General features: G+C 73.2%; 17 protein-coding genes and 1 riboswitch. Of the genes, 3 read left to right on the forward strand and 14 right to left on the reverse strand.

From position 1 onward, the window contains the following. Positions 1-5: 5 nt before the first annotated feature. The 3 genes from ACIHIX_RS13475 to ACIHIX_RS13485 form a co-directional block, all read right to left on the reverse strand. Positions 6-1,214, reverse strand: a complete 1,209-nt coding sequence (locus ACIHIX_RS13475; protein ID WP_399954235.1) for an MFS transporter — start codon at positions 1,212-1,214, stop codon at positions 6-8. 83 nt (positions 1,215-1,297) lie between these two features. Next, positions 1,298-2,755, reverse strand: coding sequence for a tryptophan 7-halogenase (locus tag ACIHIX_RS13480; RefSeq protein WP_399954238.1), 1,458 nt, complete (start codon positions 2,753-2,755; stop codon positions 1,298-1,300). Positions 2,756-2,792: 37 nt separating this feature from the next. Further along, positions 2,793-10,418 carry an SDR family NAD(P)-dependent oxidoreductase gene (locus ACIHIX_RS13485; RefSeq protein WP_399954241.1) on the reverse strand — a complete coding sequence of 2,542 codons (7,626 nt, stop codon included), beginning with the start codon at positions 10,416-10,418 and terminating at the stop codon, positions 2,793-2,795. A 255-nt stretch (positions 10,419-10,673) separates the two neighbouring features. Between ACIHIX_RS13485 and ACIHIX_RS13490 the strand changes: the two genes are divergently transcribed. Beyond that, on the forward strand, positions 10,674-11,828 hold the full coding sequence (locus ACIHIX_RS13490; RefSeq protein WP_399954244.1) for a S1 family peptidase: 1,155 nt from the start codon (positions 10,674-10,676) through the stop codon (positions 11,826-11,828). 193 nt (positions 11,829-12,021) lie between these two features. Here ACIHIX_RS13490 and ACIHIX_RS13495 read toward each other — a convergent pair whose 3' ends face one another. Further along, positions 12,022-12,309: a hypothetical protein gene (locus ACIHIX_RS13495; RefSeq protein ID WP_399954246.1), complete on the reverse strand. Its 288-nt coding sequence runs from the start codon at positions 12,307-12,309 to the stop codon at positions 12,022-12,024. 165 nt (positions 12,310-12,474) lie between these two features. Beyond that, the gene (locus tag ACIHIX_RS13500) at positions 12,475-13,554 is read right to left on the reverse strand and encodes a LacI family DNA-binding transcriptional regulator (RefSeq protein WP_399954248.1); all 1,080 of its coding nucleotides are present in this window, start codon (positions 13,552-13,554) and stop codon (positions 12,475-12,477) included. A 146-nt stretch (positions 13,555-13,700) separates the two neighbouring features. Between ACIHIX_RS13500 and ACIHIX_RS13505 the strand changes: the two genes are divergently transcribed. Then, on the forward strand, positions 13,701-14,756 hold the full coding sequence (locus ACIHIX_RS13505) for a glycoside hydrolase family 5 protein (protein WP_399954250.1): 1,056 nt from the start codon (positions 13,701-13,703) through the stop codon (positions 14,754-14,756). Positions 14,757-14,780: 24 nt separating this feature from the next. Here ACIHIX_RS13505 and ACIHIX_RS13510 read toward each other — a convergent pair whose 3' ends face one another. Then, the gene (locus tag ACIHIX_RS13510; RefSeq protein WP_399954252.1) at positions 14,781-15,311 is read right to left on the reverse strand and encodes a CGNR zinc finger domain-containing protein; all 531 of its coding nucleotides are present in this window, start codon (positions 15,309-15,311) and stop codon (positions 14,781-14,783) included. A gap of 26 nt (positions 15,312-15,337) precedes the next feature. Here ACIHIX_RS13510 and ACIHIX_RS13515 point away from each other — a divergent pair, with 26 nt between their 5' ends. Next, positions 15,338-15,832, forward strand: coding sequence for a GNAT family N-acetyltransferase (locus tag ACIHIX_RS13515; protein WP_399954254.1), 495 nt, complete (start codon positions 15,338-15,340; stop codon positions 15,830-15,832). A 9-nt stretch (positions 15,833-15,841) separates the two neighbouring features. On the opposite strand, the gene ACIHIX_RS13520 is transcribed toward ACIHIX_RS13515, so the two are convergent. The 8 genes from ACIHIX_RS13520 to ACIHIX_RS13555 all read right to left on the reverse strand — a co-directional run bounded on the left by ACIHIX_RS13520 (position 15,842) and on the right by ACIHIX_RS13555 (position 23,208). Next, positions 15,842-16,831 (reverse strand): ABC transporter substrate-binding protein, encoded by a 990-nt coding sequence (locus ACIHIX_RS13520; protein WP_399954255.1) that lies wholly within the window; start codon positions 16,829-16,831, stop codon positions 15,842-15,844. 8 nt (positions 16,832-16,839) lie between these two features. Beyond that, entirely contained in the window at positions 16,840-17,592 is a 753-nt protein-coding gene (locus ACIHIX_RS13525) for an ABC transporter ATP-binding protein (RefSeq protein WP_399954257.1), read from the reverse strand. Between the two features lies 1 nt (position 17,593). Further along, positions 17,594-18,649: a FecCD family ABC transporter permease gene (locus ACIHIX_RS13530; RefSeq protein WP_399954259.1), complete on the reverse strand. Its 1,056-nt coding sequence runs from the start codon at positions 18,647-18,649 to the stop codon at positions 17,594-17,596. Positions 18,650-18,777: 128 nt separating this feature from the next. Then, a riboswitch (cobalamin riboswitch) is annotated at positions 18,778-18,857 on the reverse strand. Next, a complete protein-coding gene (locus tag ACIHIX_RS13535; RefSeq protein WP_399954261.1) occupies positions 18,844-19,962 on the reverse strand; it encodes an acyltransferase family protein in 1,119 nt (372 codons plus the stop codon). It overlaps the preceding riboswitch by 14 nt. A gap of 116 nt (positions 19,963-20,078) precedes the next feature. After that, a complete protein-coding gene (locus tag ACIHIX_RS13540) occupies positions 20,079-20,777 on the reverse strand; it encodes a LuxR C-terminal-related transcriptional regulator (protein ID WP_399954264.1) in 699 nt (232 codons plus the stop codon). A gap of 107 nt (positions 20,778-20,884) precedes the next feature. Next, a complete protein-coding gene (locus ACIHIX_RS13545; RefSeq protein ID WP_399954267.1) occupies positions 20,885-22,066 on the reverse strand; it encodes an acyl-CoA dehydrogenase family protein in 1,182 nt (393 codons plus the stop codon). A gap of 30 nt (positions 22,067-22,096) precedes the next feature. Further along, positions 22,097-22,645, reverse strand: a complete 549-nt coding sequence (locus ACIHIX_RS13550) for a DUF2269 family protein (protein ID WP_399954270.1) — start codon at positions 22,643-22,645, stop codon at positions 22,097-22,099. 80 nt (positions 22,646-22,725) lie between these two features. Continuing rightward, on the reverse strand, positions 22,726-23,208 hold the full coding sequence (locus ACIHIX_RS13555; protein ID WP_399954273.1) for a hypothetical protein: 483 nt from the start codon (positions 23,206-23,208) through the stop codon (positions 22,726-22,728). Positions 23,209-23,326: the final 118 nt, after the last annotated feature.

Below are 23,326 nucleotides of genomic sequence, written 5' to 3' on the forward strand. Positions count from 1 at the left end.
CCCTCTCAGGGGGCCCGGTGCCGCCGGAACTCCGGGAAGCACAGCAGCAGCGCCAGCGCGGCCGTCACCGTCAGCACCCCGCCGCCGGTGACGGCCCAGGTCGCCCCGAAGGACGCCCCGGCGACACCGTGCACGAGGTCTCCGAGCCGAGGGCCTCCGGCCGCGATCACGGTGTCGACTCCCTGGAGCCGGCCCCGCATGCCGTCCGGCACCGCGGACTGGAGGACGGACTTACGGAACACCCCGAGCGTCAGCAGCGCACCGCCCGCCAGCACGAGCCAACCCGCAGCCACCGGAAGCGAGTTCACCAGCCCGAACGCGGCCAGCGCGCACCCCCACACGCACACCGACACCGCGACCGCGACACCGTGGCGGGAGGTGCGGGTGAGGCCGCCGGAGAACAGCGCCGCGAGCACACCCCCCGCCGAGATCGCCGCGTACAGCACGCCGACGTTCGCTCCCGGGTACGTCTCCCTCGCCAACTGCGGGAACAGTGCGGCGGGCATGCCCAGGAAGAGCGCCGCGAAGTCGGCGAGATAGACCACCAGCAGGACCTGCCGGGTGCCCAGCAGCCGGAAGCCCGCCGTGAACTGCCGTGGACCCGCGCCCCGTTCCGTGGTCGGCGGCAGGGGCGGCAGTCGCCACACCGCCCACAGCGTGACACCGAGCGCCGCCGCGTCGGCCAGATACAGCGCCTGCGCCCCGACCACCGGCAGCAGCCCGCCGCCCAGCAGTGGTCCGGCGATCCCGGCCGACCAGGAGACCAGCGACTGCAACGCGTTCGCGGCGGGCAGCAACTCGCGCGGCACCAGCCGGGGCACGACCGCCCCGCTCACCGCCGCGTTGGCGCCGAACAGGGCTTGCTGCACCCCGACGAGCGCCAGCATCACCCCCGCCGACTCCAGCCGCGCCCACGCCTGCGCCCACAGCAGCAGTGACGTCAGACCTATCCCGGCCGTGGTCGCGAGGAGCACCCGCCGCCGGTCCCGTACGTCCGCCAGCGTGCCACCCCACAGCGCCGCGAGCGCCATCGGAGCGAACCCCACGAACCCCGCCAGTCCGACGTACGCCGAGGAGCCGGTGAGGTCGTACAGCTGCATCGGCACGGCGAGCGCGGTCAGCTGGGCGCCCAGCGTGGTCACCAGGCCACACGCCCACAGCCGTCGGAACGCGGCCCCCCGCAACGGCCGTACGTCGATCAGTACCCGGCGCACCCTCGCCCCTCCCGCAGACATCGGTACGCCGATGCTGCGGGTTCCCCTTCGGGCAAGGTCAACGACCTCTCGGGCCGCCGCTGTCAGCCCTTCGCCCAGGACACCCCGTCCGGGGTGACCGCGAGGCCGTCGGGGGAGGCCGGGCCCCGGTCGTCGAGCGGGCCGCCGTAAAGGGCCTGTTCCTGGAGGTCGTTGCCGGTGCGGAAGGTCTCGCCGACGACCGGGGCCGTCAGGAGCGGGTTCACGCGGCCGTCGGAGGCGGCCAACCGACCCACCGCCCCGTCCAGTTGCGCGGCGGCCGTGTGCCAGTCCGCGCGGACCACCGCGGAGTCACGGGAGACAAGGCCGCCCGCCAGCTCGGCGAACGCCGCCGCCTCCCCGAGGTCCACGTTGGTGATCTTCTTCGCCGACCAGAAATACGAGTCCTCGTTGCGCTCCATGTCGTAGAAGGCGATGAGGAACTCGTAGAACACGCGGTACTCGCGCCGGTAGCGGGCCTCGAACGCGGCGAACCCCTGCTCCTCCGGCACACTGCCGTCCAGGGCCGCGTTCACCGAGCGGGCCGCCAACAGGGCTCCGTACGTGGCCAGATGGACGCCGGAGGACAGCACCGGGTCCACGAAGCAGGCGGCGTCGCCGACCAGCGCCATGCCCGGCTTCCAGAGGGACTGCTTCCAGTACGACCAGTCCCGGCGCACCCGCACCCGGTCGTACGGCGCCTCGGTCGCGACCGGCACATCCGCCACCAGCCGGCCCACCTCCGGGCACGCCTCGATCATGTCCCGCCAGGCGCCCCGCGCGTCCCGCTGCACGGCCGCCGTGTGCTCGGGCGAGATCACCGCGCCGACGCTCGTCAGGTCGTCGCGCAGCGGGATGTACCAGAGCCAGCCCGCGTCGAACGCGGCGCAGAAGATGTTGCCGCTGTTCGGCTCCGGCAGCCGGGCCCCGCCCGCGAAGTAGCCGAACACGGCGAGGTTGCGGAAGAAGTCGGAGTAGACCCGGCTCCCGCCGACACCGGAGTGGATCCGGCTGGTGTTGCCGGACGCGTCGAGGACGTACTTGGCGTACGCCGTACGGGAGTTGCCGTCCGCGTCGGAGAACTCGACGCCCCGCACCCGCGCGTCGTCGGCGACGACGCGCCGCACCGTGCTGCCCTCGCGCACGTCGGCGCCGGCCCGCCGGGCGCCCCGCAGCAGGATCTCGTCGAAGCGTGAGCGCTCCACCTGGAAGGCCGTCGCGGTGGGTTCGGGCACCCGCGGTGTCATGGCGAAGGAGAACTGCCACGGCTCCGGATCACGGCCCCAGCGCAGGGTGCCGCCGCGCTTGAGGGTGAAGCCGGCCTGCTGGACCTCCTCGGCGACGCCGAGGATCCGGCACAGGCCGTGCACGGTGGCCGGCAGCAGCGACTCGCCGATCTGGTAGCGCGGGAAGGTCTCGCGCTCCAGCAGCAGGACCCGGTGTCCGCGCAGGGCCACGGCGGTCGCGGCCGTCGAGCCGGCCGGTCCGCCGCCGACGACGATCAGGTCGTACTCCTGGGTCATGCGTCAACTCCTGCGGTGCGGTGGCCGTTTCGGTCGCTCATGCCGTCAGCCAGGCGCGCATCGCCGCGGCCGTGGTGTCGGCGTCGTGGTGGACGAGGGTGTAGTGGTCGCCGGGGACGTCGACGGCCTCGTGGGGAAGCGGCCAGCGTGGCCGCCAGTCGCCGTCGGGGTCGGTGCGGAGCATCTGCGCGGTCGGCCGGCCCCGCACCAACAGGGTCGGGACGGGAGTGGGCTTCGGCTCCCAGTGCTCCAGCACGCGCGCATAGCCGCCGCCCGCGATGAGCAGCGAGTCGTCGAACTCGGCGACGACGTCGTCCGACAGCTCGGCACCGGCCGCCATCAGCGCCAGCGCCCGCTCGTCGTTCCGGCGCAGCACACCAGCGTGCGCGTCGAGCAGGACCAACCCGGCCGGTGCCGCATCGGTCTCGGCGAGTTCCCCGGCCACGGCGTGCGCGATCGCGCCGCCCGCGCAGTAGCCGACGAGGACCACCGGACCGTGCACCGGCAACGCCCGGACGGTGTCGACATGCGTGCGCACGATCGCCTCCATCCCCTCGGGCACCGCCCGCCGGGAGCCGAATCCCGGGTGCTCCAGCAGGAACAGGTCGCGCTCACCGTCGAACTGCTTCGCCAGCCCGGCCGGGACGCGGCGGTAGGGCGTGAGGTAGTCCGGGATGTACACCAGGGGTGTCCCGGCGCCCCGGGCCGGCCGTACCGGCGCCACGGCGTGCCGGGTCCGGTCGGCGACGGAGAACGCGGGGAGGGCGTGGGAGGCGAGGAAGCGCAGGCCCATCGCCTCGAAGGGGCCGCGTTCGCGCAGGACTTGGTGGTACAGGGGGCCGAAGCGGTAGGACGACGGCTCGGCCTCGGGGCTTGCGGACACGTCAGAGGCATCCGGCAGTACCTGGGCCAGCGCCTCGTGCACATGCGCGGTCAACGCGGGCAGCGTCGGATGGTCGAACACGATCGACGGCGCCAACCGCACCCGGGTGAAGGCGCTGAGCCGGTTGCGGAACTGCACCGCCGTCAGCGAGTCGAACCCGAGTTCGGTGAAGGCCCGCTCGGCGGGGAACGCCGCCGCGTCGGGGAAGCCCAGCACCAAGGCCAGCTCGGCGCGGATCAACTCGCCCAGTACATGCAGGCGTTCGGCCACCGATACGGAAGCGAGCCGCTCACGCCACGCGCCGGGCGCCTGCGCCGGAGCGGTGGTGGCGGAGACGGCGGCCGGACGGCGCGGCAGCAGGTCCGCGAGGACCGGCGGTGCGGTCGGCCCGGTCAGTGCCGTCAGGTCCAGCGCGATCGGCACGAGCACCGGCTCGGTGGTGCGCAGCGCGCGGTCGAGGAGACCGACGCTCTCCTCCTCGCTCACCGACAGCACTCCGCCGTCGGCGAGTCGACGCGGTGCGACCTGGGCGGCCATGCCGTCCTGGTCGGCCGTGGTCCACGGTCCCCAGGCGAGAGAGTGCGCGGGCAGGCCCCGAGCGCTCCGGTGGCGGGCCAGCGCGTCCAGGAATCCGTTGGCCGCGGCGTAGTTGGCCTGTCCCGGGCGGCCCAGCACCCCCGCGGCCGAGGAGTAGAGCACGAACGCGGACAGCCCCAGCTCCTTCGTCGCCCCGTGCAGATGCCAGGCCCCGTCCGCCTTCGGCGCCACGACGGTCGCCAGCCGCTCCGGCGTCAGACCGTCCACCACACCGTCGTCCACGACGCCGGAGAGATGGAACACCGCGGTCGGCGACGGCCCGCAGGACGCCACGAGGGCGTCGACGGCTGCGCGGTCGCTCACGTCGCAGGCCACCACCCGCACCGTCGCGTCGAGTTCACCGACCCACGCCGGTGTACGGCCGCCACGCCCGGCCAACACCAGCCGACGAACCCCGCGTTCGGTGACCAGGTACCGGGCCAGGCTCGCCCCGAGTGCTCCGGTGCCGCCGGTGATCAGGACGGTGCCGTCCGGATCGGGGGCGGGAGCCTCGGCCACGGCGGGAGACCGGGCGACCGTCAGCCGGGGCACGAGAACGGCACCCTCGTGCAGGGCGACCTGCGGTTCGCCCGTGCGCAGCGCGGCTTCCAGCTCCGCCGGCGACGTCGTGCCCCCGCGCCGGTCGACTAGCACCATCCGGCCCGGGTGCTCGGACTGCGCACTGCGCACGAGCCCGGCCACCGCTGCCTCGGCCGGGTCGGGATCGTCGCCGGTGGCGTTGCCGGTGAGGATCAGCAGCCTCCCCGGGCGGCCGTCGGCGACCCACTCCCGCACCCGCTCCAGTGTGGCGTCGAGCAGAGCCCGTACCCGGTCGGGCATGTCCGTGCCCACGGCGAGAGCGGTCACGTCGAACAGCTCGTGTCGCGGATCGGCGTTCCCGCCGGCCGTCGCCGGTCGCCATGCCGTCCGGTACAACTCGCCTCGCACAACGGGCCGTTGGACGGGCAGGACCCGGGTGACCATCGACTCGACCGCGGCGAGGGGCTGCCCGGCCGGGTCGGTGAGCGTCACCCGGAACTCGTCCGGGCCGAGCCGTTCGAGATGGGCGCGTGCGGCCGTGGCACCCGTCGCGTACACCGTGAGCCCGGCGCAGGTGAGCGGGACGCGTGCCGCGCCGGGCCCCTCGGCCAGGAGCGCGGTGTGCAGGGCCGCGTCGAGCAGCGCCGGGTGCAGGAGGTAGGAACCGGCGGTCGCCGCCTCCCTCGGGGGCAGGGCCAGCTCGGCGTACAGGGAGTCCCCCCGACGCCACAACGTGGTGACCGCGCGGAACGCGGGCCCGTAGGCGTGGCCGTGGGCGGCGAGGCGGTCGTAGTCGACCGGGAGTCGCTCGGCACCGGAGGGCGGCCACACCCGGAGCGGTACGACGGGGGCCGCGCCGACCGGGGCGATCGTCGCCGTGGCGTGCCGCGTCCAGGTCTCACCGGCCCGCGCCCAGACGCCGACCGGCCGGTTCCCCGTCTCGTCCGGGCCACCGGTGACGACCTGGACGCGCACCGGCTCCGACTCCGGGAGCACCAGCGGCTCACGGAAGGTGAGGTCCGCCAGCCGTACCGGCCCGGAGGCCCCGGATGCATGGCAGGCCAGCTCGGCGAAGACCGCCGCGGGCAGCAGGACCCGGCCGCCGATCGCGTGGTCGGCGAGCCAGGGCTGCCGTACGACGGACAGCTCGCCGGTGTGCCGTACGCCGGGCCCGTCGGCGTCCGGCTGGGGCTCGCCGAGCAGCGGATGCCCGACCGCGACCGGATGCCGGGCCGCGCGCAGCCAGTAACGCTGCCGCTGGAAGGGGTACGTCGGCAGCGCGCGCGGACGGGCCCCGACGCCGGAGTACACCGACCGCCAGTCCACCTGCACGCCGTGCACATGCAGGGCGGCCAGCGCCGTCAGTGCTCCCCGCGCGTCGGCGCACGGAGCGAACACCGCGCCCGCGTCCGGGGCGACACACCCCTGGGCCGCCACACTCAGCGTGGCGCCGGGACCGGCCTCGACGAACGCCGTCACTCCCGCCTCCGCCAGCCGGTTGACCGCGTCGGCGAACCGGACGGTCTCCCGGACCTGCCGTACCCAGTGGCCGGCGGTGGCGAGCGCTTCCGGCTCGGGGCGGCCGGTGAGGGTGGAGACCACCGGCACGGACGGCCGCCGGTACGTCACGGTCTCGGCGACCGCGCGGAATGCGGCGAGCATCGGGTCGAGCAGCGGCGAGTGGAAGGCGTGGCTCACCCGGAGCCGGGTGCTCCGCCCGCCGACCGAGGCGGCCAGCGCGGTCACCGCGTCCTCCTCGCCGGACAGCACGACCGACGCCGGCCCGTTGACGGCCGCGATCGCCACGCGGCCGGGCGTCGCGGCGAGCCTGCGCGCGACCTCGGCCTCCGGTGCCTGGACAGCGATCATGGCGCCGCCCGCGGGCAGCGCGGCCATGAGTCGGCCTCGTGCGGCCACCAGCCGTACCGCGTCGGCGAGGGAGAACACGCCCGCCAGGTGGGCGGCGGCCAGTTCGCCGATCGAGTGGCCGACCAGGTAGTCCGGGCGCACGCCCCACTCGGCGAGCAGCCGGTGCAGGGCGACCTCGAAGGCGAACAACGCGGGCTGCGCGTAGTCCGTGCGGTCGAGCAGGTCGCCGTCGGGATCGTCGATCACCTCGCGCAGAGGGCGGTCCAAGAACGGGCCGAACAGCTCGCACACTTCGGCGAAGGTGGCGTCGAACACCGGGAAGGCGGCGGCGAGTTCGCGGCCCATACCGGGTCGCTGGCTGCCCTGTCCGGCGCAGAGCAGCGCCAGCTTCGGCGTACCGCGCACGGTGTCCCTGAGCAGGTCGGGAGTCTCCTCGCCGGTGGCCAACCGGCGCAGCCCGGCGAGGAGTTCGGAGGCGTCGGCGCCCTGTACGGCCGCGCGGTGGGGGAGCGCCGTCCTGGTGGTGGCCAGTGCGTACGCCACGTCCGGCGCATCCTCGTCCGTGATGTCCGCCAGCGTCTGCGCCAACTTCGCGGCATGCGCGCGCAGTCCGGCCTCGTCGCCACCGCTGACCAGCCAGGGGGCGTCGAACAGGCGGCTGCCGCCGACCTCCTCCCGCGCCGGGGGTTCCTCGATGATCAGATGGGCGTTGGTGCCGCCGATCCCGAACGACGAGACCGCCGCCCGGCGCGGCCGGTCGCGGTGCGGCCATGGTCGCGGGCGGTCGAGGAGCCGTACCGCCCCCTCGGACCAGTCCACGTGCGGCGACGGCTGTTCCGCGTAGAGGGAACGGGGCAGTTCGCCGTGGCGCATCGCCTCGATCATCTTGATGACGCCGGCCACCCCGGCGGCGGCCTGTGGATGACCGAGGTTGGACTTGACCGAGCCCAGCCACACCGGGTCGGCCGGGTCGCGGCCCTGGCCGTAGGTGGCCAGCAGGGCGCCCGCCTCGATCGGGTCGCCCAGCGCGGTGCCCGTGCCGTGGCCCTCGACCAAGTCGACGTCGGCCGGGCCCAGGCCCGCGTCGGCCAGGGCCAGGCGGATGAGTTCGCGCTGTGCCTCGCCGTTGGGGGCGGTCAGGCCGTTCGACGCGCCGTCGGAGTTCACCGCGGAACCGCGCAGCACCGCCAGCACCGGATGGCCGTTGCGCCGGGCGTCCGACAGCTTCTCCAGCAGCACCAGGCCGACGCCCTCGGCCCACGCGGTGCCCTCCGCGCCCGCCGCGAACGACCGGCACCGGCCGTCCGCCGAAAGAGCGCGCTGCCTGCTGAACGCGATGAACGGCTGCGGACTCGACAGCACCGTCACCCCGCCCGCCAGCGCGAGTGTGCACTCGCCCGCCCGCAGCGCCTTCGCGGCCAGGTCCATCGCGACCAGCGAGGACGAACACGCCGTGTCCACGGTCATCGTCGGGCCGCGCAGCCCGAGGACGTACGAGATCCGCCCCGAGGCCACACTGCCCGACGAGCCGATGCCGATGTGCGACTCCAGCTCGTGCGGCGAGAGCCCGGTGCCGTATCCGGCGTGCATCAGGCCCACGAACACCCCGGTGGCGCTGGAGCGCACCGAGGGCGCGGGGATGCCGGCGCGCTCCAGCGTCTCCCAGGCGACTTCGAGGAGCAGCCGGTGCTGCGGGTCCATCGCCAGCGCCTCGCGCGGGGAGATCCCGAAGAACAGCGGGTCGAAGTCGGCCGCCCCGTCGAGGAAGCCGCCGCGGCGGGTGTACGTCGTCCCGAGCCGGTCGGGGTCCGGGTCGTGCAGGGCGTCGACGTCCCAGCCGCGGTCGGCGGGGAAGTCGTCGGTGGCGTCGACACCGTCGGACACCAGCCGCCACAGGTCCTCCGGGGAGCTCACCCCGCCCGGATAGCGGCAGCCGACGGCCACGATCGCGATCGGCTCGGCCCGCGGACCGCGCGGCGGCGGGACCGGCGCCGGTGCGTCGCCGCTCATCCGGGTGTCCAGGAAGGCGGCGACCGCGGCCGGGTTCGGGTGGTCCCAGACCAGGGTCGCCGGCAGCCGCAGTCCGGTGCGCAGGCTGAGCCGGTGCCACAGGGTCATGGCGTCCATCGAGGTCAGCCCGAGATCGGCGAACGCGGTGACGGGATCGGCCACCGTGCCCCGGATCGCCTCGGCCTCCCGGCACACCAACTCCGTGAGCGCCGACCGTCGTTCGCCCGCCGTCAGACCGGCCAGCGCCGTCAGGTCGGGTGCCGGGGGCCGCTCGGCGAGCGTCTCGCGCAGCACCGCCCGCCGGGGCTTGCCGGCCGCCGTGCGCGGTACGGCCGCCGTGAACAGGACCTCCTCGGGCACCTTGTGCGCCGACAGCACCGCGGCGCACCCCCGCAGCAGACCGGCGGGGTCCAGTGTCTGCTCGGCAGGGACGACGAACGCCACGGGGACCTCGCCCAGCAGCGGATGCGCCCGCGCCACCACGGCCGCGTCGCGCACCCCGGGCAGCGCGCGCAGCACCCGCTCGACCTCGGCCGGGTCGACGTTCTCACCGCCGCGCACGATCCTGTCGTTGAGCCGCCCCGTGACGGTCAGACAGCCGCCCGCGCCGAGCCGCCCCAGGTCACCCGTGCGGTACCAGCCCTCCCGCACGGCGTCGGCGTCCGCCTCGGGGCGGTTGTGGTAGCCGAGCATGACACCGGGGCCGCGCACCCAGATCTCGCCCTCGGCGCCCACGACGTCCAGGCCGCTGTCCGGATCGACCAGCCGGACGTCCATGCCGGGCACCGGCGTGCCGCTGCTCCCCGGCACGCGCGGCCCGTCGACCGACTCCATGGCGATCTTGCCGCAGGTCTCGGTGGAGCCGTAGCCGTCGAGCAGCGGCACCCCGAACCGCCGTTCCACCTGCTCCCGCAGCTCCGGGTCGCTCGGCGCACCCGCGGTGACACACAAGCGCAGCGAGGTCACCGCGCCGAGGCCGGTGTCGAGGAGCTGCCGGAAGGTGAGCGGCACCCCGCCGAGCACGGTCGGCTCGAACTCGCCCATCAGCCGGGCGAGATGGACGGGTCCGGGTCCCGAGGTGATGCGCGCGCTCGCCCCGGCCACGGTGGTACCCAGGACGCACAGCGAGTGGGCGTAGGTGTGGGCCAGCGGCAGGGGCCAGAGCACCCGGTCCGCGGCGGAGAGCCCCAGGCGTGGCAGATAGCAGGCGAACGACGACCAGAGCGCGGAACGCTGGCTCGACACGGCCGCCGTGGGGGTGCCGGAGGTACCGGAGGTGTAGAGCAGCCAGGCGGGTTCGTCCAGTCCGAGGTCGTCGCGGGGCGCGGTCCGGTCTTCCGCGAGGAGATCCTCGAAGTGCGCGGCGCCCTCCGGTACGGGTCCTTCCCCGATCACCACCAGCCGCACCGGCCGCCCCGCGACCATCCCCGCGATCCGCGGCAGGCGCCGCTGGTCGGTGACGACCACGGCGGGATCGCAGTCGGCCAGCAGGTGCACGAGCTCGGAGTGGGTGGCCCGCGGCGGCAGCGGCACCCCGACGGCCGCGGCGCGGACGGTGGCCAGCAGACCCTCGACCAGCTCGACGCCGTTGTCCAGGCAGAAGGCCACTCTGGTGCCGCGCTCGACCCCGAGTCCGGCCGCCAACCGGGCGGTCCTGCGCTCCAGTTCGGCCCAGCTCACCCCGCGCCGGTCGTCGGCGAACGCGAGCTTGCCGCCGTACCGTAAGGCGTTCTCCGCGAGCAGCTCCGGCACCGGCCGGACCCTGACCGCCTCCGCCACACCCATCGGGCCTCCTGTCGAGGGGAGTCCGCTTCGCTGCGGATCTTGGATCAGCCTATGTCGCGCCGCGCCGACGACGCGCCGGAGCCCGGCCGGTTGAGCCGGGGCGCGAGCTGTTCGAGAGAGCGGCGGAATTGGTATGGACCTGACCATGATCAGCCGCTAGGCTCTGCCCGGCCACACCCCTGAGAGCGCTCTCAGCATCCTGCTGTTCCCCGCTGTTCCATCCCCACTCCACTGGAACGACGAAGGGCAACCCCCATGAGACGCACCAGACTTACGCACGCCGTCCTGGCCGTGCTGCTCACCCTCGGCGCCGGTGTCGCCGCGGGCGGCGCACCCGCTACCGCCGACGACGCCCGCACGGCGAAGGCACCCGCCTCCGCCGGTCTCCTCACCGCGATGCAGAGCGACCTGCACCTCACCAGGGCCCAGGCCGAGCAGCGGCTCGCCGCCGAGCGTCGGGCCACGGCCATCGAGCCCAAGGTCCGTCGAGCGGCCGGGAGTTCGCTCGGCGGCACCTGGTACGACGCCGACGCCGCGACCCTGACCGTGGGCCTCACCCCGGACGCGACCCGGGCCACCGTCCGAGCGGTACGCGCCACCGGCGCCGACGTCCGCACCGTCGCCCACACGGCCCGCGAACTCGCCGCCACCCAAGGCCGTCTCGACCGGCTCACCGCCCCTGCGGGCGTGGCCAGTTGGCATGTCGATCCGCGGGCGAGCACCGTCGTCGTCAACGTCGTCACGAACAAGCGGGCCGACAACGATGTCCGACGCTTCGTGGCGCAGGCCCACCGCGCCGGCCCCGTCACCGTCCGGCACCTCGCCACCGCACCGCAGACCTTCGCCGCCGGAACCGTCGGCGGCGACCCCTTCTACACCGGCAACGTCCGCTGCTCCATAGGCTTCTCGGTGTACGGCGGGTTCATCACCGCCGGACACTGCGACCAGCACACCGGCGCCGTCTACGGCTGGGACCGCAGCTACATCGGCAACTTCCAGGGCTCGTCGTTCCCGGACAACGACTACGCCTGGGTCAACGTGGGCAGCGGCTGGTGGACGGTGCCGGTCGTGCTCGGCTGGGGCACCGTCTCCGACCAGCTCGTGCGCGGGTCCAACGTGGCGCCCGTCGGCTCGTCCGTCTGCCGCTCGGGCTCGACCACGCACTGGCACTGCGGCACGGTCCTCGCCATGAACGAGACCGTCAACTACAGCCAGGGCGCCGTGCGTCAGATGACCAAGACCAGCGTCTGCGCCGAACCCGGCGACTCCGGGGGCTCGTTCATCAGCGGCGACCAGGCCCAGGGCGTCACCTCCGGAGGCTGGGGCAACTGCTCCAGCGGGGGCGAGACCTGGTTCCAGCCCGTCAACGAGATCCTCAACCGCTACGGCCTGACCCTCCACACCGCCTGAACCAGCGTGGGCCCGGCCGCCTCCAAGGCCGGGCCCACGCCTCACACGCTCAGGCGCGTCCCGCTTCCCGCCTGGACGGCTTCGTGGCCAGGACAGCACAGGGGTCGCCTTCTCCTGCGCGTTCGGCCTGGCGGTCGGTGCCGGATTCCTGTTCCGCTACGGCGTCGATCTCGTCGTCCGGGGCGGGTTCTCGCTACGGCCTGGGGCGCGGGACCGCGGACGGCCATGCCCTCGCGACGAGCCGCTGCGCATCCTCGACCGGGGGGCGGCCCATGGCCTCACCGTCGGTCTCGCCGCCGCCCGCGAGCGGCACGGCGTGCCGCGCCAGGTGGGCGCCGTGGGTGACGCCGCCGGCCGGCCCCGTCCCGAAGCCCCGCCACTTCCAGGCCCAGCGGGTCCTGACGGCCGGCGCGGCACCTTCCCGGTGCGCGGACAGACTGCCGGCCCGGCCGTCGACGCCACCACCGACCACCGCGTACACCGCGCCAGCGAGCCGTAGGTGAGGCGGTACGAGAACCAGAGCGCGGTGCCGCAGGAGACCGAGGGAGCCATTGCGCCGGCTCCAGGCCCGCGCCGCCGCGTCGGGCCGTCGTACCGCCACCCTGCTGGACAGCGCGCCTACGGCACCGCCAGCGAAACCGTCAGGTCAGCCGTGTGGGTGCGCGGCGCGTTCGCCGGTCCCCGTGCGTGGCGGTGCCGTGCTGGCCCGCAGCGCCAGTCGGGTCGGGACCAGGTCGTTGCCCGGCCGGACGTCGCCCGGGGTGCGGATCTGCTGGAGTGCCGTCCGTACGCAGCGGCGGCCGACCTCGGTGAAGTCCTGGTGGACAGTGGTCAGCGGCGGCACGAAGTAGGCGGCGTCCGGGATGTCGTCGAAGCCGACGACACTGACCTCGCCGGGCACCGCGACCCCGCGCTCGTGGAAGGCCCGCAACAGGCCCAGCGCCATCTGGTCGTTGGCGGCGAACACCGCCGTGCAGTCGGGTTCCTCGGCGAGGGCCAGCCCGGCCGCGTACCCGGACTCCGCCGTCCAGTCCCCGTGCAGCGGCTCCGGCACCGGACACCCCGCCTCCTCCAGCACCGCACGCCACGCCTGCGTCCGGCGCTGCCCGGCGAAGGAGGCCTCGGGGCCGGTCAGATGCCACACGGTGCGGTGGCCCAGGTCGAGCAGATGCCGTACGGCCTTGCGGGCGCCGTCGGCCTGGTCGGTGTCGACCACGCTGTAGCGGTCGCCGGCGTCGGAGTCCACGACGACGACATGCGCCCCCGGCGGGAGCTGGACCGTGCCGGTGTCCAGCAGGTGGACCTCCATGATGACGATGACGGCGTCGACCGCCAGCTCGCCCATGCGGGTGAAGGCGCCCAGCACGTTGTCCTGGGTCGGCACGTCGATCGGGATCAGGGTGATCGCGTACCCCTCGGCCGCGGCATGCGTGGCGATCGCCTCCACGGTGCGGCTGTTGCCGGTCGAGGCCAGGTCGAAGAGGATCACGCCGATGGTGTTGAACTGGCCGTAACGCAGGGCGCGGGCCGCGCTGTTGGGGCGGTAGCCCAGCTCCCGCATCGCCGCGAGGACCTGTTCCCGCGTCGACTCGATCACCCCGGGATGGCCGTTGGAGACCCGCGACACGGTCTGCGACGACACCCCCGCGCGCTGGGCGACATCGGCCATGGACACCCGCTGTCTGCGGCGCCCGCCGGGCACCCCGGAACCGCCTCGCTCCACCACTGGTGCCTCCCTCGGCCGTCACGGAACCTGTCCCTGTCGCAAGGGATGTTACGTGTGGGAAACCTTGACGGTCGTCGGGGCGGATGCCACGATTCCGGCGCCGTGATGTTTACGTAAACATCCTGTCGCTCCGGAAGGGTACGTCGATGCGCAAGACCCCTGTCAGCACCCGTCTCAAGCCCCGTACACGGGCCGCCCTCGCCGCGGTCGCGATCGCCGCCGTCACCGGCGCCGGCCTCGCGGGCAGCCCCGCCTCCGCCGCGCCGAGCATCGACACCACCCAGTTCAAGGGGGTCAACTGGGCCGACCCGCGCGACAACTTCGCCGACGACCTGCTCCAGCTGTCCGGCCTGTCGACCAGCGACACGTACGCCCAGACCTACACCAAGGCCAGCCGCATCATCTCCGCGTTCCGTGCCAACCTCGGTGCCAACACGGTCCGGCTGCCGATCAACCCGTACACGGTCAACGGCTCCTACTGGAAGTCCTACCGCGGGGTCATCGACGCCGCGACGGCCCACGGCTTCAAGGTGATCGTGTCCTACTGGGAGGGCACCGGTGACCGCAAGGACGGCTACATCGACGACGAGGCCACCTACTGGCCGATGTGGAACACCGTCGTCAAGGCCTACAAGGGCAACTCGCGGGTCTACTTCGAGCCGATGAACGAGCCGCACGGCTACACCGACACCGAGTGGGCCGACATCGCCGCGAAGTGGCTCGACACCTACAAGTCCGTGCCGCGCAACCGCGTCTTCGTCAGCGGCGCCGGCTACAACGACCACGTCACGTCGGTCTGCGCCGACCCGCGCCTGAAGGGCACGTACCTCTCCCTGCACCACTACGGCTTCTGGAAGTCGTACGCCACCTACGACGAGTGGGTCGCCGACCTCAAGGTGCGCATCGGCGACTGCGCCAACCGGACCGTGGCGGACGAGTTCGGCGCTCCGATGACGACCGGCCTGAACTACAACGTGAAGACCCCGGACGACAACTACGTCAACTTCATCCAGGCCGTCACCGACACCTTCCGCGAGCTGAGGATGGGCTCGGTGTACTGGCCGGGCCTGCGCACCGACGACATCTACTCGATACAGCAGCTCACCGGCGACCCGGCCAAGCCCTGGCTGAAGACCACCAACCAGTCCGGCGCGGACCGCCTCGCCTGGGCCTGGCAGCGCGGCAAGCCGGTCGGCGAATGAGCTGACCGCGCGGGGTGCCGTCCGTCAGCGGGCGGGCGGCACGCCCCGGGCGTGGTGGCGGCGCACCGCGTCGCGGTTGGCGCAGCGCTGGGAGCAGTAGCGCCGGCGGCCGGTACGCGAGGTGTCGGCGAAGACCTTCGCGCACTCGGTGACCGCGCAGCGGCTGAGGCGGTGCATGCCGCGGCCCGTCAGATGCAGTGCCGTGCCGACCGAGATGAGTGACGAGAGGACCGCGCCGAGCGGCCGGCCGTCGTCGCGGTAGTGCAGATGCCAGCCGCTGCCGACGTGGTTCGTCATACGGGGGTGGGCCGCCGCCGCGGCCAGCATCTCGTTGACCAGCGCGGCGCGTTCGGACTCGTCGGTCGCGTCGACGACCTTCTCCCACGCGTCGAGGATCGCCCCGACGCGGTCGAGGTCCTCCGGCGTGACCGGCCCCTCCACCGCGACCCCGGCGGCCCGGCAGCGCTCCGTGAGTTCCCCGGCGTCGGTCGGGCGGCGGTTGGCCAGGTCGGCGGCGAGGTTCACGGCATCCTCGCCGTAAGGGTTGAGGTGCACAAGGTCATTACAGCAGGCTCGTCGGCATGGGACAACGCACCGCCATCCGCTCCGCAGTACGTCAGGCGGGGGAGTACGACCTCGTCGAACTGCTGCGCCTGCGGGCCCTGTTGTTCGACGGGCTCCCCGACTCCTTCTTCACCTCCCCGTCCGGGGACGAGGGTTGGCTGGACACCCTCGCCGTCGTCCTGCGGGAGCAGCTGACCGCGGACAGCGTGCGCGTCCTCGTCGTGGACGGCGCCGACGGACGCCTGGCCGCCTGCGGGATCGGTGCCGTGGAGCAACGGCTGCCCGGCCCGCACCTGCTCAACGGCCGGATCGGCCAGGTCATCGGCGTCGTCACCGACCCCGCGCACCGGCGGCGCGGGTACAGCCGCGCGATCATGGGGGGACTGCTCGACTGGTTCCGGGAGCGCGAGGTGGCCCGCGTGGACCTCTACGCCTCGGCCGAGGGTGAACCCCTGTACCGCGACCTGGGGTTCACCGACCATCCCGATCCCTCGCTGTACTGGCGTCCCTGAGACGCGGGTTCACCGCAGGTATGCCCCCAGCCTGGCGATCGCCGACGGGTTGCGCGGGCTCTCGACCAGGTCCACGTAGTCGAGGACGAGGATCCGCCGGTGCTTGACGGCGGAGACCTGGCGCAGTGGGGCGTAGGACAGGAGGAACTTCCTCTTCTGTTCCGCGCTCACGTCCCCGTAGTCGCAGATGACGATGGTGTCGGGGTCGCGCTCCACGACGCTCTCCCAGCCGACGGTGGTCCAGGAGTCCTGGACGTCGTGCATGACGTTGACGCCGCCGGCCTCGCTGATGATCTGGTCGGGGGCGGCGTAGCGGCCCGAGGTGAAGGGCTGGTCCTGGCCGCTGTCGTAGAGGAAGACCTTGGGGCTCTCGGCGGGGGCCATCGCGTGGACCTCCGCTACCTCCTTCTTGAAGCCGGCGATCAGTGTCGCGGCCCGCTTCTCGACGCCGAACAGCTTTCCGAGGTTGGTGAGATCGGTGTACAGGGCGTCCAGGGGCGGCATGATGCCGCGCGCGGTCTCGGTACGGCCGTTGCGGCAGGACTCGGTGAGGACGTACGAGGGGATGCCGAGCTTCTTCAGGGCGTCCGGGGTGAAGCCGGCGTCCTCGCGGAAACCGTAGTTCCAGCCGGCGAAGACGAAGTCAGCGCGGGCGTCGAGGACGTTCTCCTTGGTGAGCTGGTCCTTGGACAGCCACTTCACCTTGTCGTAGCCGTCCTTCCAGGGCACGTCGGTGAGATCGCCCTTGTCGTCGGGCATGGCGAACCCGGCCATGCGGTCCTCCAGACCGAGCGCGAACATCAGCTCGGTGATGCCGACGTCGTTGGTGACCACCCGCTCGGGGACCTTGTCGTAGGTCACCTCGTGGCCGCAGTTGGTGAGGGTGACGGCGGTGGACCTGGGGTCCTTCGCCTCCTTCGCCGGCTCGACCGAGGCGCCGCATCCGGTGGCGGTGGCGGTGGCGGCGAGGCAGAGGGCGGCGGCGAGCAACTTGCGCATGTGGATCCTCAGTCGGCGGGCAGAAGGTCGAACAGGAGTTGCGTGGCACCGGTCTCGGGATGCCGGACGGGATGGGCGCGCACGCCGAACACCTCCGCCAGCAGGCCGGGTTGGAGCACATCGTGCGGGGGACCGGAGACGACGATCCGGCCGTCCGTGATCACGTACAGGAGATCGCAGTGCGCGGCGGCCAGGTTGAGGTCGTGCAGGGCGGCGAGCGCGGTCACCCCGCTGTCCCGGACCAGCCGCAGCACCTCCAACTGGTGGGCGATGTCGAGGTGGTTGGTCGGCTCGTCCAGGACCAGCACCCGCGGCTGCTGGGCGAGCGCGCGGGCGATCAGCACCCGCTGCTTCTCACCGCCGGACAGCGACAGGAACCCCCGGTCGGCCAGGTGGCCGACGCCGGTGCGTGCCATGGCCGACGCGCAGATCTCCGCGTCGGACGCCGCCGTACGGTCCCGGTGCGGCAGCCGCCCCATGGCGACCACCTCGGTGACCGTGAAGTCGAACTCCGCCGCCGACTCCTGCGGCAGCGCGGCCAGTACTCGCGCGGCGGCCCTCGACGGCAGCGCGTGCACGTCGTCCCCGGCCAGCCGCACCACGCCGGCGGCCGGGCGCAGCGCCCGGTACACACAGCGCAACAGCGTCGACTTGCCGCTGCCGTTGGGGCCGACGAGCCCGACCAACGCCCCGCTGTCCACGGCGAGTCGGACTCCGTCGAGAATCCCGGCGACGCTCATGTCCTCGATGTCGAGCCGCATGTCAGCGCCCCCCGAACGCGTAGCCGCCGCGCCGCATCAACAACAGGAACGCGGGCACCCCGACCACCGCGGTGATCACCCCGACCGGCAGTTCGGCGGGGGCGAGCAGCAGCCGGGACAGCACATCGGCCCACACCAGCAGGACGGCACCGGCGAGCGGCGCCACGGCCAGCACCCGCCGGTGATCGGCCCCGACCAGCATCCGTACGACGTGCGGCACCATCAGCCCGACGAACCCGATGGCCCCGCTCACCGCGACCACGGTCCCGGTCACGGCGGCGGTGACGAGGAACAACTCCCGCCGCAGCAGGCCCGGTCGGACCCCGAGTGCCGCCGAGGTCTCGTCGCCCATCGCCAGCGCGTTCAGCGACTCCGCCCGCCGGCGCAGCCACGCCCACCCCGCCGCCACGGTCACCGCGACGAGCGGCACCTGGGCCCAGGTCGCCCCGCCCAGACTGCCCAGCAGCCACATCAGCGCCGACCGGGCCGCCTCGCCGCGCGCCGCCCCGAACACCATGACGGTCGTCACCGCCTCGAAGCCGTACGCCAGCGCCGTGCCGGTCAGGACCAGCCGCAACGGGGTCAGCCCGTGCGGCGAGCGGGCCACCGCGTACACCAGCACCATGGCCGCCAGCGCGGACAGGAACGCCGACACCGACAGCGCCCACACGCCGAGGCCCGCGAACGCCCCCAGCAGGATGACCGCGTTGGCGCCCACCGCCGCGCCCGAGGAGATGCCGAGCACGAAAGGGTCGGCGAGCGCGTTGCGCACCATCGCCTGGACGGCCACTCCGACGGCCGCCAGCCCCGCGCCGACGACCGCGCCGAGCACCACCCGCGGCAGCCGGATCTCCCAGACGATGGTGTACGCGGCGGCGTCGTCGGCGTGCACGGTCCCGCCGGTCAGCCCGGCCCACAGGAACCGGAGGACGTCCGCCCACGGGACGCCGGCGGCGCCCAGTCCCACGCCGCCGACGACGGACGAGGCGAGGAGCAGCACGAGCCCGACGACGAGCGGTGGCAGGGGTATGCGGCTGGGGGTGGGACTTCGGCGCACGGTCGGGGCGGTCCTTCGCCTGGGGCCGCCTGCGGAACTCGGTCAGGGAGGCAGCCCGTACGACAGCCATGCCGTGCGGTCCCCTCTCGCAGTCCACGGCGAGCAGTCAACGGGTCGCACCACCCACAGGCGATCGGGCTCACGCGACGGAGGTCGGGCCGTCGCGCACACCGTTGCGGGTCAGCGCCGGACTCTCACCGGACTTCCCCCGCGGGAGGCTCCGGGAGCGTAGCAAACGGGTGTGACACCGCAGTCCGGTGGGCTGCACGCCGGTCGTGGAAGGGCCACGTCAGGTCCGGCTCCATGACGCAGCGGAACAGTCGGCGCACCGGCGGGGTGCACAGCACGGTCACGACCGTCGCGGCCACGGCCGTGACGACGACGATCCCGAGAGGTTCATGGACCCAGGCGGGGTCGTACCAGCCCCAGGGCTCGGAGCCCTGCGCGACGAACCCGTGCAGCAGATAGCCGTACAGCGTGCCCGCGCCCAGTGTGGTGAACCACGCCCGGCGCCCGGGCACCCACGCGAGGAAGCAGGCGACCAGCAGGGTCGAGCAGCCGAAGACCACCGGTGTCATCAACAGGCCCGACCAGCCCGGCGCGCCGAGTTCCTGGACGCTGTCGCGGTGGTAGAACCAGGCCCCGCTCATCCGCGGCACGGCCCAGTACGCGACACCCAGCGCGCCCACGAACACCGGTACCGCCAGCGCTCGCGCCGAGCGGTGGCGCACCAGCCGGACATGCTCCGGCCTCAGACAGAGGCCCAGGACGAAGTACGGCAGGAACTGGAGTGTGCGCTGGAGATCGAGGTCCTCTCCGATCGACGGGGTCATGCTCGCGGCCACGGCGACACCGAGGGCGAGCGGCAGCGGCCACCGCACCGACCGCCACAGCGGGGTCGTCAGCCGCCAGATGAACAACGCGGCCAGGAACCAGGTCAGATACAGCGGTTCCAGGAGGCTGACCGGCCGGTCCGGGGCGTCGTCGGTCCACCTCGTCCAAAGGGTGTACGCGGTCTCGAAGACCACGTACGGGAGGGCGACCCCGGTCACCAGCCGTCTCAGCCGCCGCGGGCTCGCGTCGAAGGACCGGGAGAAGTGGCCGGCGACGACGACGAACGCCGGCATGTGGAAGGCGTACACGAGCATGTAGAGCGCGCTGACCGTGCGGCTGCCGTCCCGCAGCGGCTCCCACGCGTGCCCGGTCGCCACCAGGAGGATCGCCAGGTACTTGGCGTTGTCGAAGAACGCGTCACGTTCCCCGGCGGGGCGGCCGGGCACGGGCGGGACCGCGGTGGCGGGAAGCGGGGACATCCCCCGCGCCTGACCACTTCGGGGCGCCTCAAACGTCCGGGGCAGGGCGCTTCGCGGCGCCTCGCGGGAGGGTAGTGGCCCCAGGCGGCGAGGCGCCTCGCAGGCGGGCGGTCGTCTCAGGCGGCGGGGCGCACCAGGCCCGTCTCGTAGGCGAAGACCACCGCGTGGACGCGGGCGCGTGCCCCGATCTTGGCGAGGATGTGGCTGACGTGGGACTTCACGGTCGTCGGGGCGATGCTCAGGCGGGCCGCGATCTCCGCGTTGGACCAGCCGGAGGCGATGGCGGTGAGGACGTCGCGCTCCCGCTCGGTGAGCGTGTCCAGGCCGACCCCGCTCGCGGCGGGGCGGACCGGCTGCTGCTGTCGGACGGTGTCGATGAGGGCGCGGGTGAGATTGGGGGTGATGACGGCGTCTCCGACAGCCACGACCCGGATCGCCGCGATCAGTTCCTCGGGGGCGGCGTTCTCGAGGACGAACCCGCCGGCTCCGGCCCGCAGCGCGGCGGAGGCGTACTGCTCGTGGGTGTCGGGGGTGAGGACCAGGACACGCGGCGGGCGGGCCGCTGCTTCGGCGAGGCCGGGGGAGGCGGCGAAGGCCGGCGGGTGCGTGATCCGGCGGATGACATCGATGCCGTCGGTGTCCTGGACGCGGCCGTCCAGCAGGACGACGTCGGGGCGGAGCACGGCGCTCATCCGTACGGCTTCGGCGCCGGTGGTCGCCTCGCCGGCGACGGTCAGGTCGGGCTGGTCCGTCAGGAGCATGCGCAGGCCGAGCCGCTGGAGCGACTGGGTACTGACGATGAGTACAGAGGTCATGGGGGGCGACCCTCCTGAACGAAACGGTTTCGTTCGCTTGAGCCTCAGCATAGCCCCGCCATCAGAGAAACGACATCGTTCCCCTCGTGGTCTGGATCACCCTTCGACTAGAGGAAGAGCGTCCCTGGATCGAGTCCGGACAGGACCCGCCCGTACAGCTCCAGATTGGTCGCCGGATTGACGAAGGAGTGCAGGTTGAGGGCGTGCAGATCGCGTACCGCCCGCTGTACGGGCACCTCCCGGCGCAGCGAGGACGCGCCGGACGCGGAGGCGATCAGATCGACCGCCTCCTTGCACAGCCGCGCCACGTACCCGCTCTGCGCCCGGATCCTCGCGCGCTCCTGCGTGGTGAACGGCTCCCCGGCCTCGACGCGAGCCACGATGTCGTCCGTCAGCAGCTCGGCACAGGAGATCTTCAGCGTCGCCTCGGCTGCCTGGAGATGCGTCACGGTCGCCTCGTGCTGCCGCTCGTGGAACGTGTACGTGATGCCCCGCCGGTGGATGCGTTCGGTGAACTCCGCCAGGGACGCCCGGGCCAGACCGAGCGCGTGCGGGGCCGTCCAGACGCAGAACATCAGCAGGACCGGCATCCGGTAGAAGGGGTCGTCGGCGTTCGCCTTCGACGGGAACTCGCCGGCCAGCAGCGGCCCGACGGGCAGGACGCGGTGTGCGGGGACGAGGACGTCATGGGCGACCACGCTGTTGCTGCCGGAGCCGGCGAGGCCGGAGACGTGCCAGTCGTCCAGGATCTCCAGTTCGGCCATGGGCACGGCCGCCCACAGCACCTCGGGCGGCCCGTCGCCGGACTCGCCGGACTCGACCCTGGCCGTGAGCAGATGCCAGTCGGCGTCCTGGCAGCCGGTGGCGAAGCCCGAGGTGCCGTTGACGAGATAGCCGCCGTCCACCGCGACGGCGGTGGGGCCCGGGATGAGTGTGCCGCCGACCCGGACGTCTGGGCTGGTGAAGATCTCGTCCTGCGCCTCGTCGGGGAAGAGCGCCGCGATGAACGCGCAGCCCGCCTGGATCAGGGCCATGAACCCGGCCGAGCCGCACGCCCCGGCGACCTCGGCCAGGGCGTCGACCTGGGTGCGCAGCCGCGACTGGTAACCGCCGTACCGCCGGGGGACGTTCATCCGGTAGACCCCGGCCTCGGTGAGCGCCGCGACGACCTCGCCCGTCACCCGCCTCTCCTGCTCGGTCCGCAGCGCGTGCTCGGCGATCAGCGGGCGGATGTCCCGTACCCGTTGGACGAGCTCGGATGCGGAGTGGGGTGCCGACGGTGCTGTCATGGACGCCCTCCGGGATTCGCTGACGGGTCATCACCGTGACGCGGCTCGGGCCGGGACGTCAATGCCGCCGCGGGCGACGGGAGTCGGGGCCGACCGCTGTACGCGCCCGCGCCGCGTCCGTCCCCACGGCTTGAGCACCGAGATCACCGTCATGAAGACGTACGCGCTCGACGACACGATCGGCCCGAACAGGACGTCACCGGTGTCCGGCAACGGATGCCCCGCGGCCGCGGCGGCGACCGCGGAGTTCACGGCGGGGCGCAGGACGAACGCCGTGGCGGTGAGCGTGGCGAGGGTCAGCCAGAACTTCGTGACGACCCAGCGATGCCGCGCGAGACCCCACGGCGTCCCCAGCGACAGCACCAGGCCGCTGACGAACGTGAGGAGCGCGAGGGGGAGGAGAAGCCAGTCGGCGAACACCTTCATGGCCCGGACCGAGGACTCCACGGTCGCCGGGTCGCCGGTGGTCGCCGCGGTGATCCCGAGTGCGAGCAGGCCGAAGGTGAGCCCGAGCCAGCCGGCCGAGGCGACGACATGGACCACGAGGGAGCCCTTGCGGGCCGGGCGGCTGAGTTTCATGGGCCCACCGTGCCCGGACGGGTGCCGCGAGGGCGTCTGACAGGGGGAGTAAGCCGACGTACTGAGGCGGGAGTACGCCGTCATCCCTTCGGCAGGAACTCGCTCAGGGCGTCGATGAGACGGTCGAGGGCGGGGTGCCGCGTGGAGCGGTCGGTCGTGACCGTGCGGCCGTCGAAGCGGAGTTCGTACCGGAACAGGTCGGCGGCGCCCGTGTTGACCGTGAGGTCGGGAACCTCGTCCAGCGCCGGGTCGCCGAGCAGCGTCCGCAGTTCCTCGAACTCGGCCCCGCCGGCGCGGCGCACCGCGGACTTGCCGTTGTCACGGGCGTGCACGGTGCCGTCGCCGCCCAGGACCACCTGCTGGGAGACGCCGGCGAAACCGCCGCTGATGTTCATGGCCACGAGCTGCTGCCCGGAGCTGGTGACGGGGGACGGGGTGTCCGTCGTGGCGTCGGCCGTCACCGCCGTGGGCCCGGTGGCCGTACCCCCGGACCCCTCGGCGCCGCAACCGGCCAGCGCGAGCGCGCCAACCGCCGCCAACGCGACGGCACTTCTACGGAACACGCGGCCCGCCTTCCGGTGTGCGCACCTAGAGGATGCGGTCGTCGACATAGAGGATCTCCAACTGGACGCCCTGCAAACGGCGTTCCTCGGACAGGCGGCCGGCGGCAGGCGGCCAGGA

It is taken from the genome of Streptomyces sp. NPDC051913 (genome assembly GCF_044593635.1).
Lineage (GTDB): Bacteria > Actinomycetota > Actinomycetes > Streptomycetales > Streptomycetaceae > Streptomyces.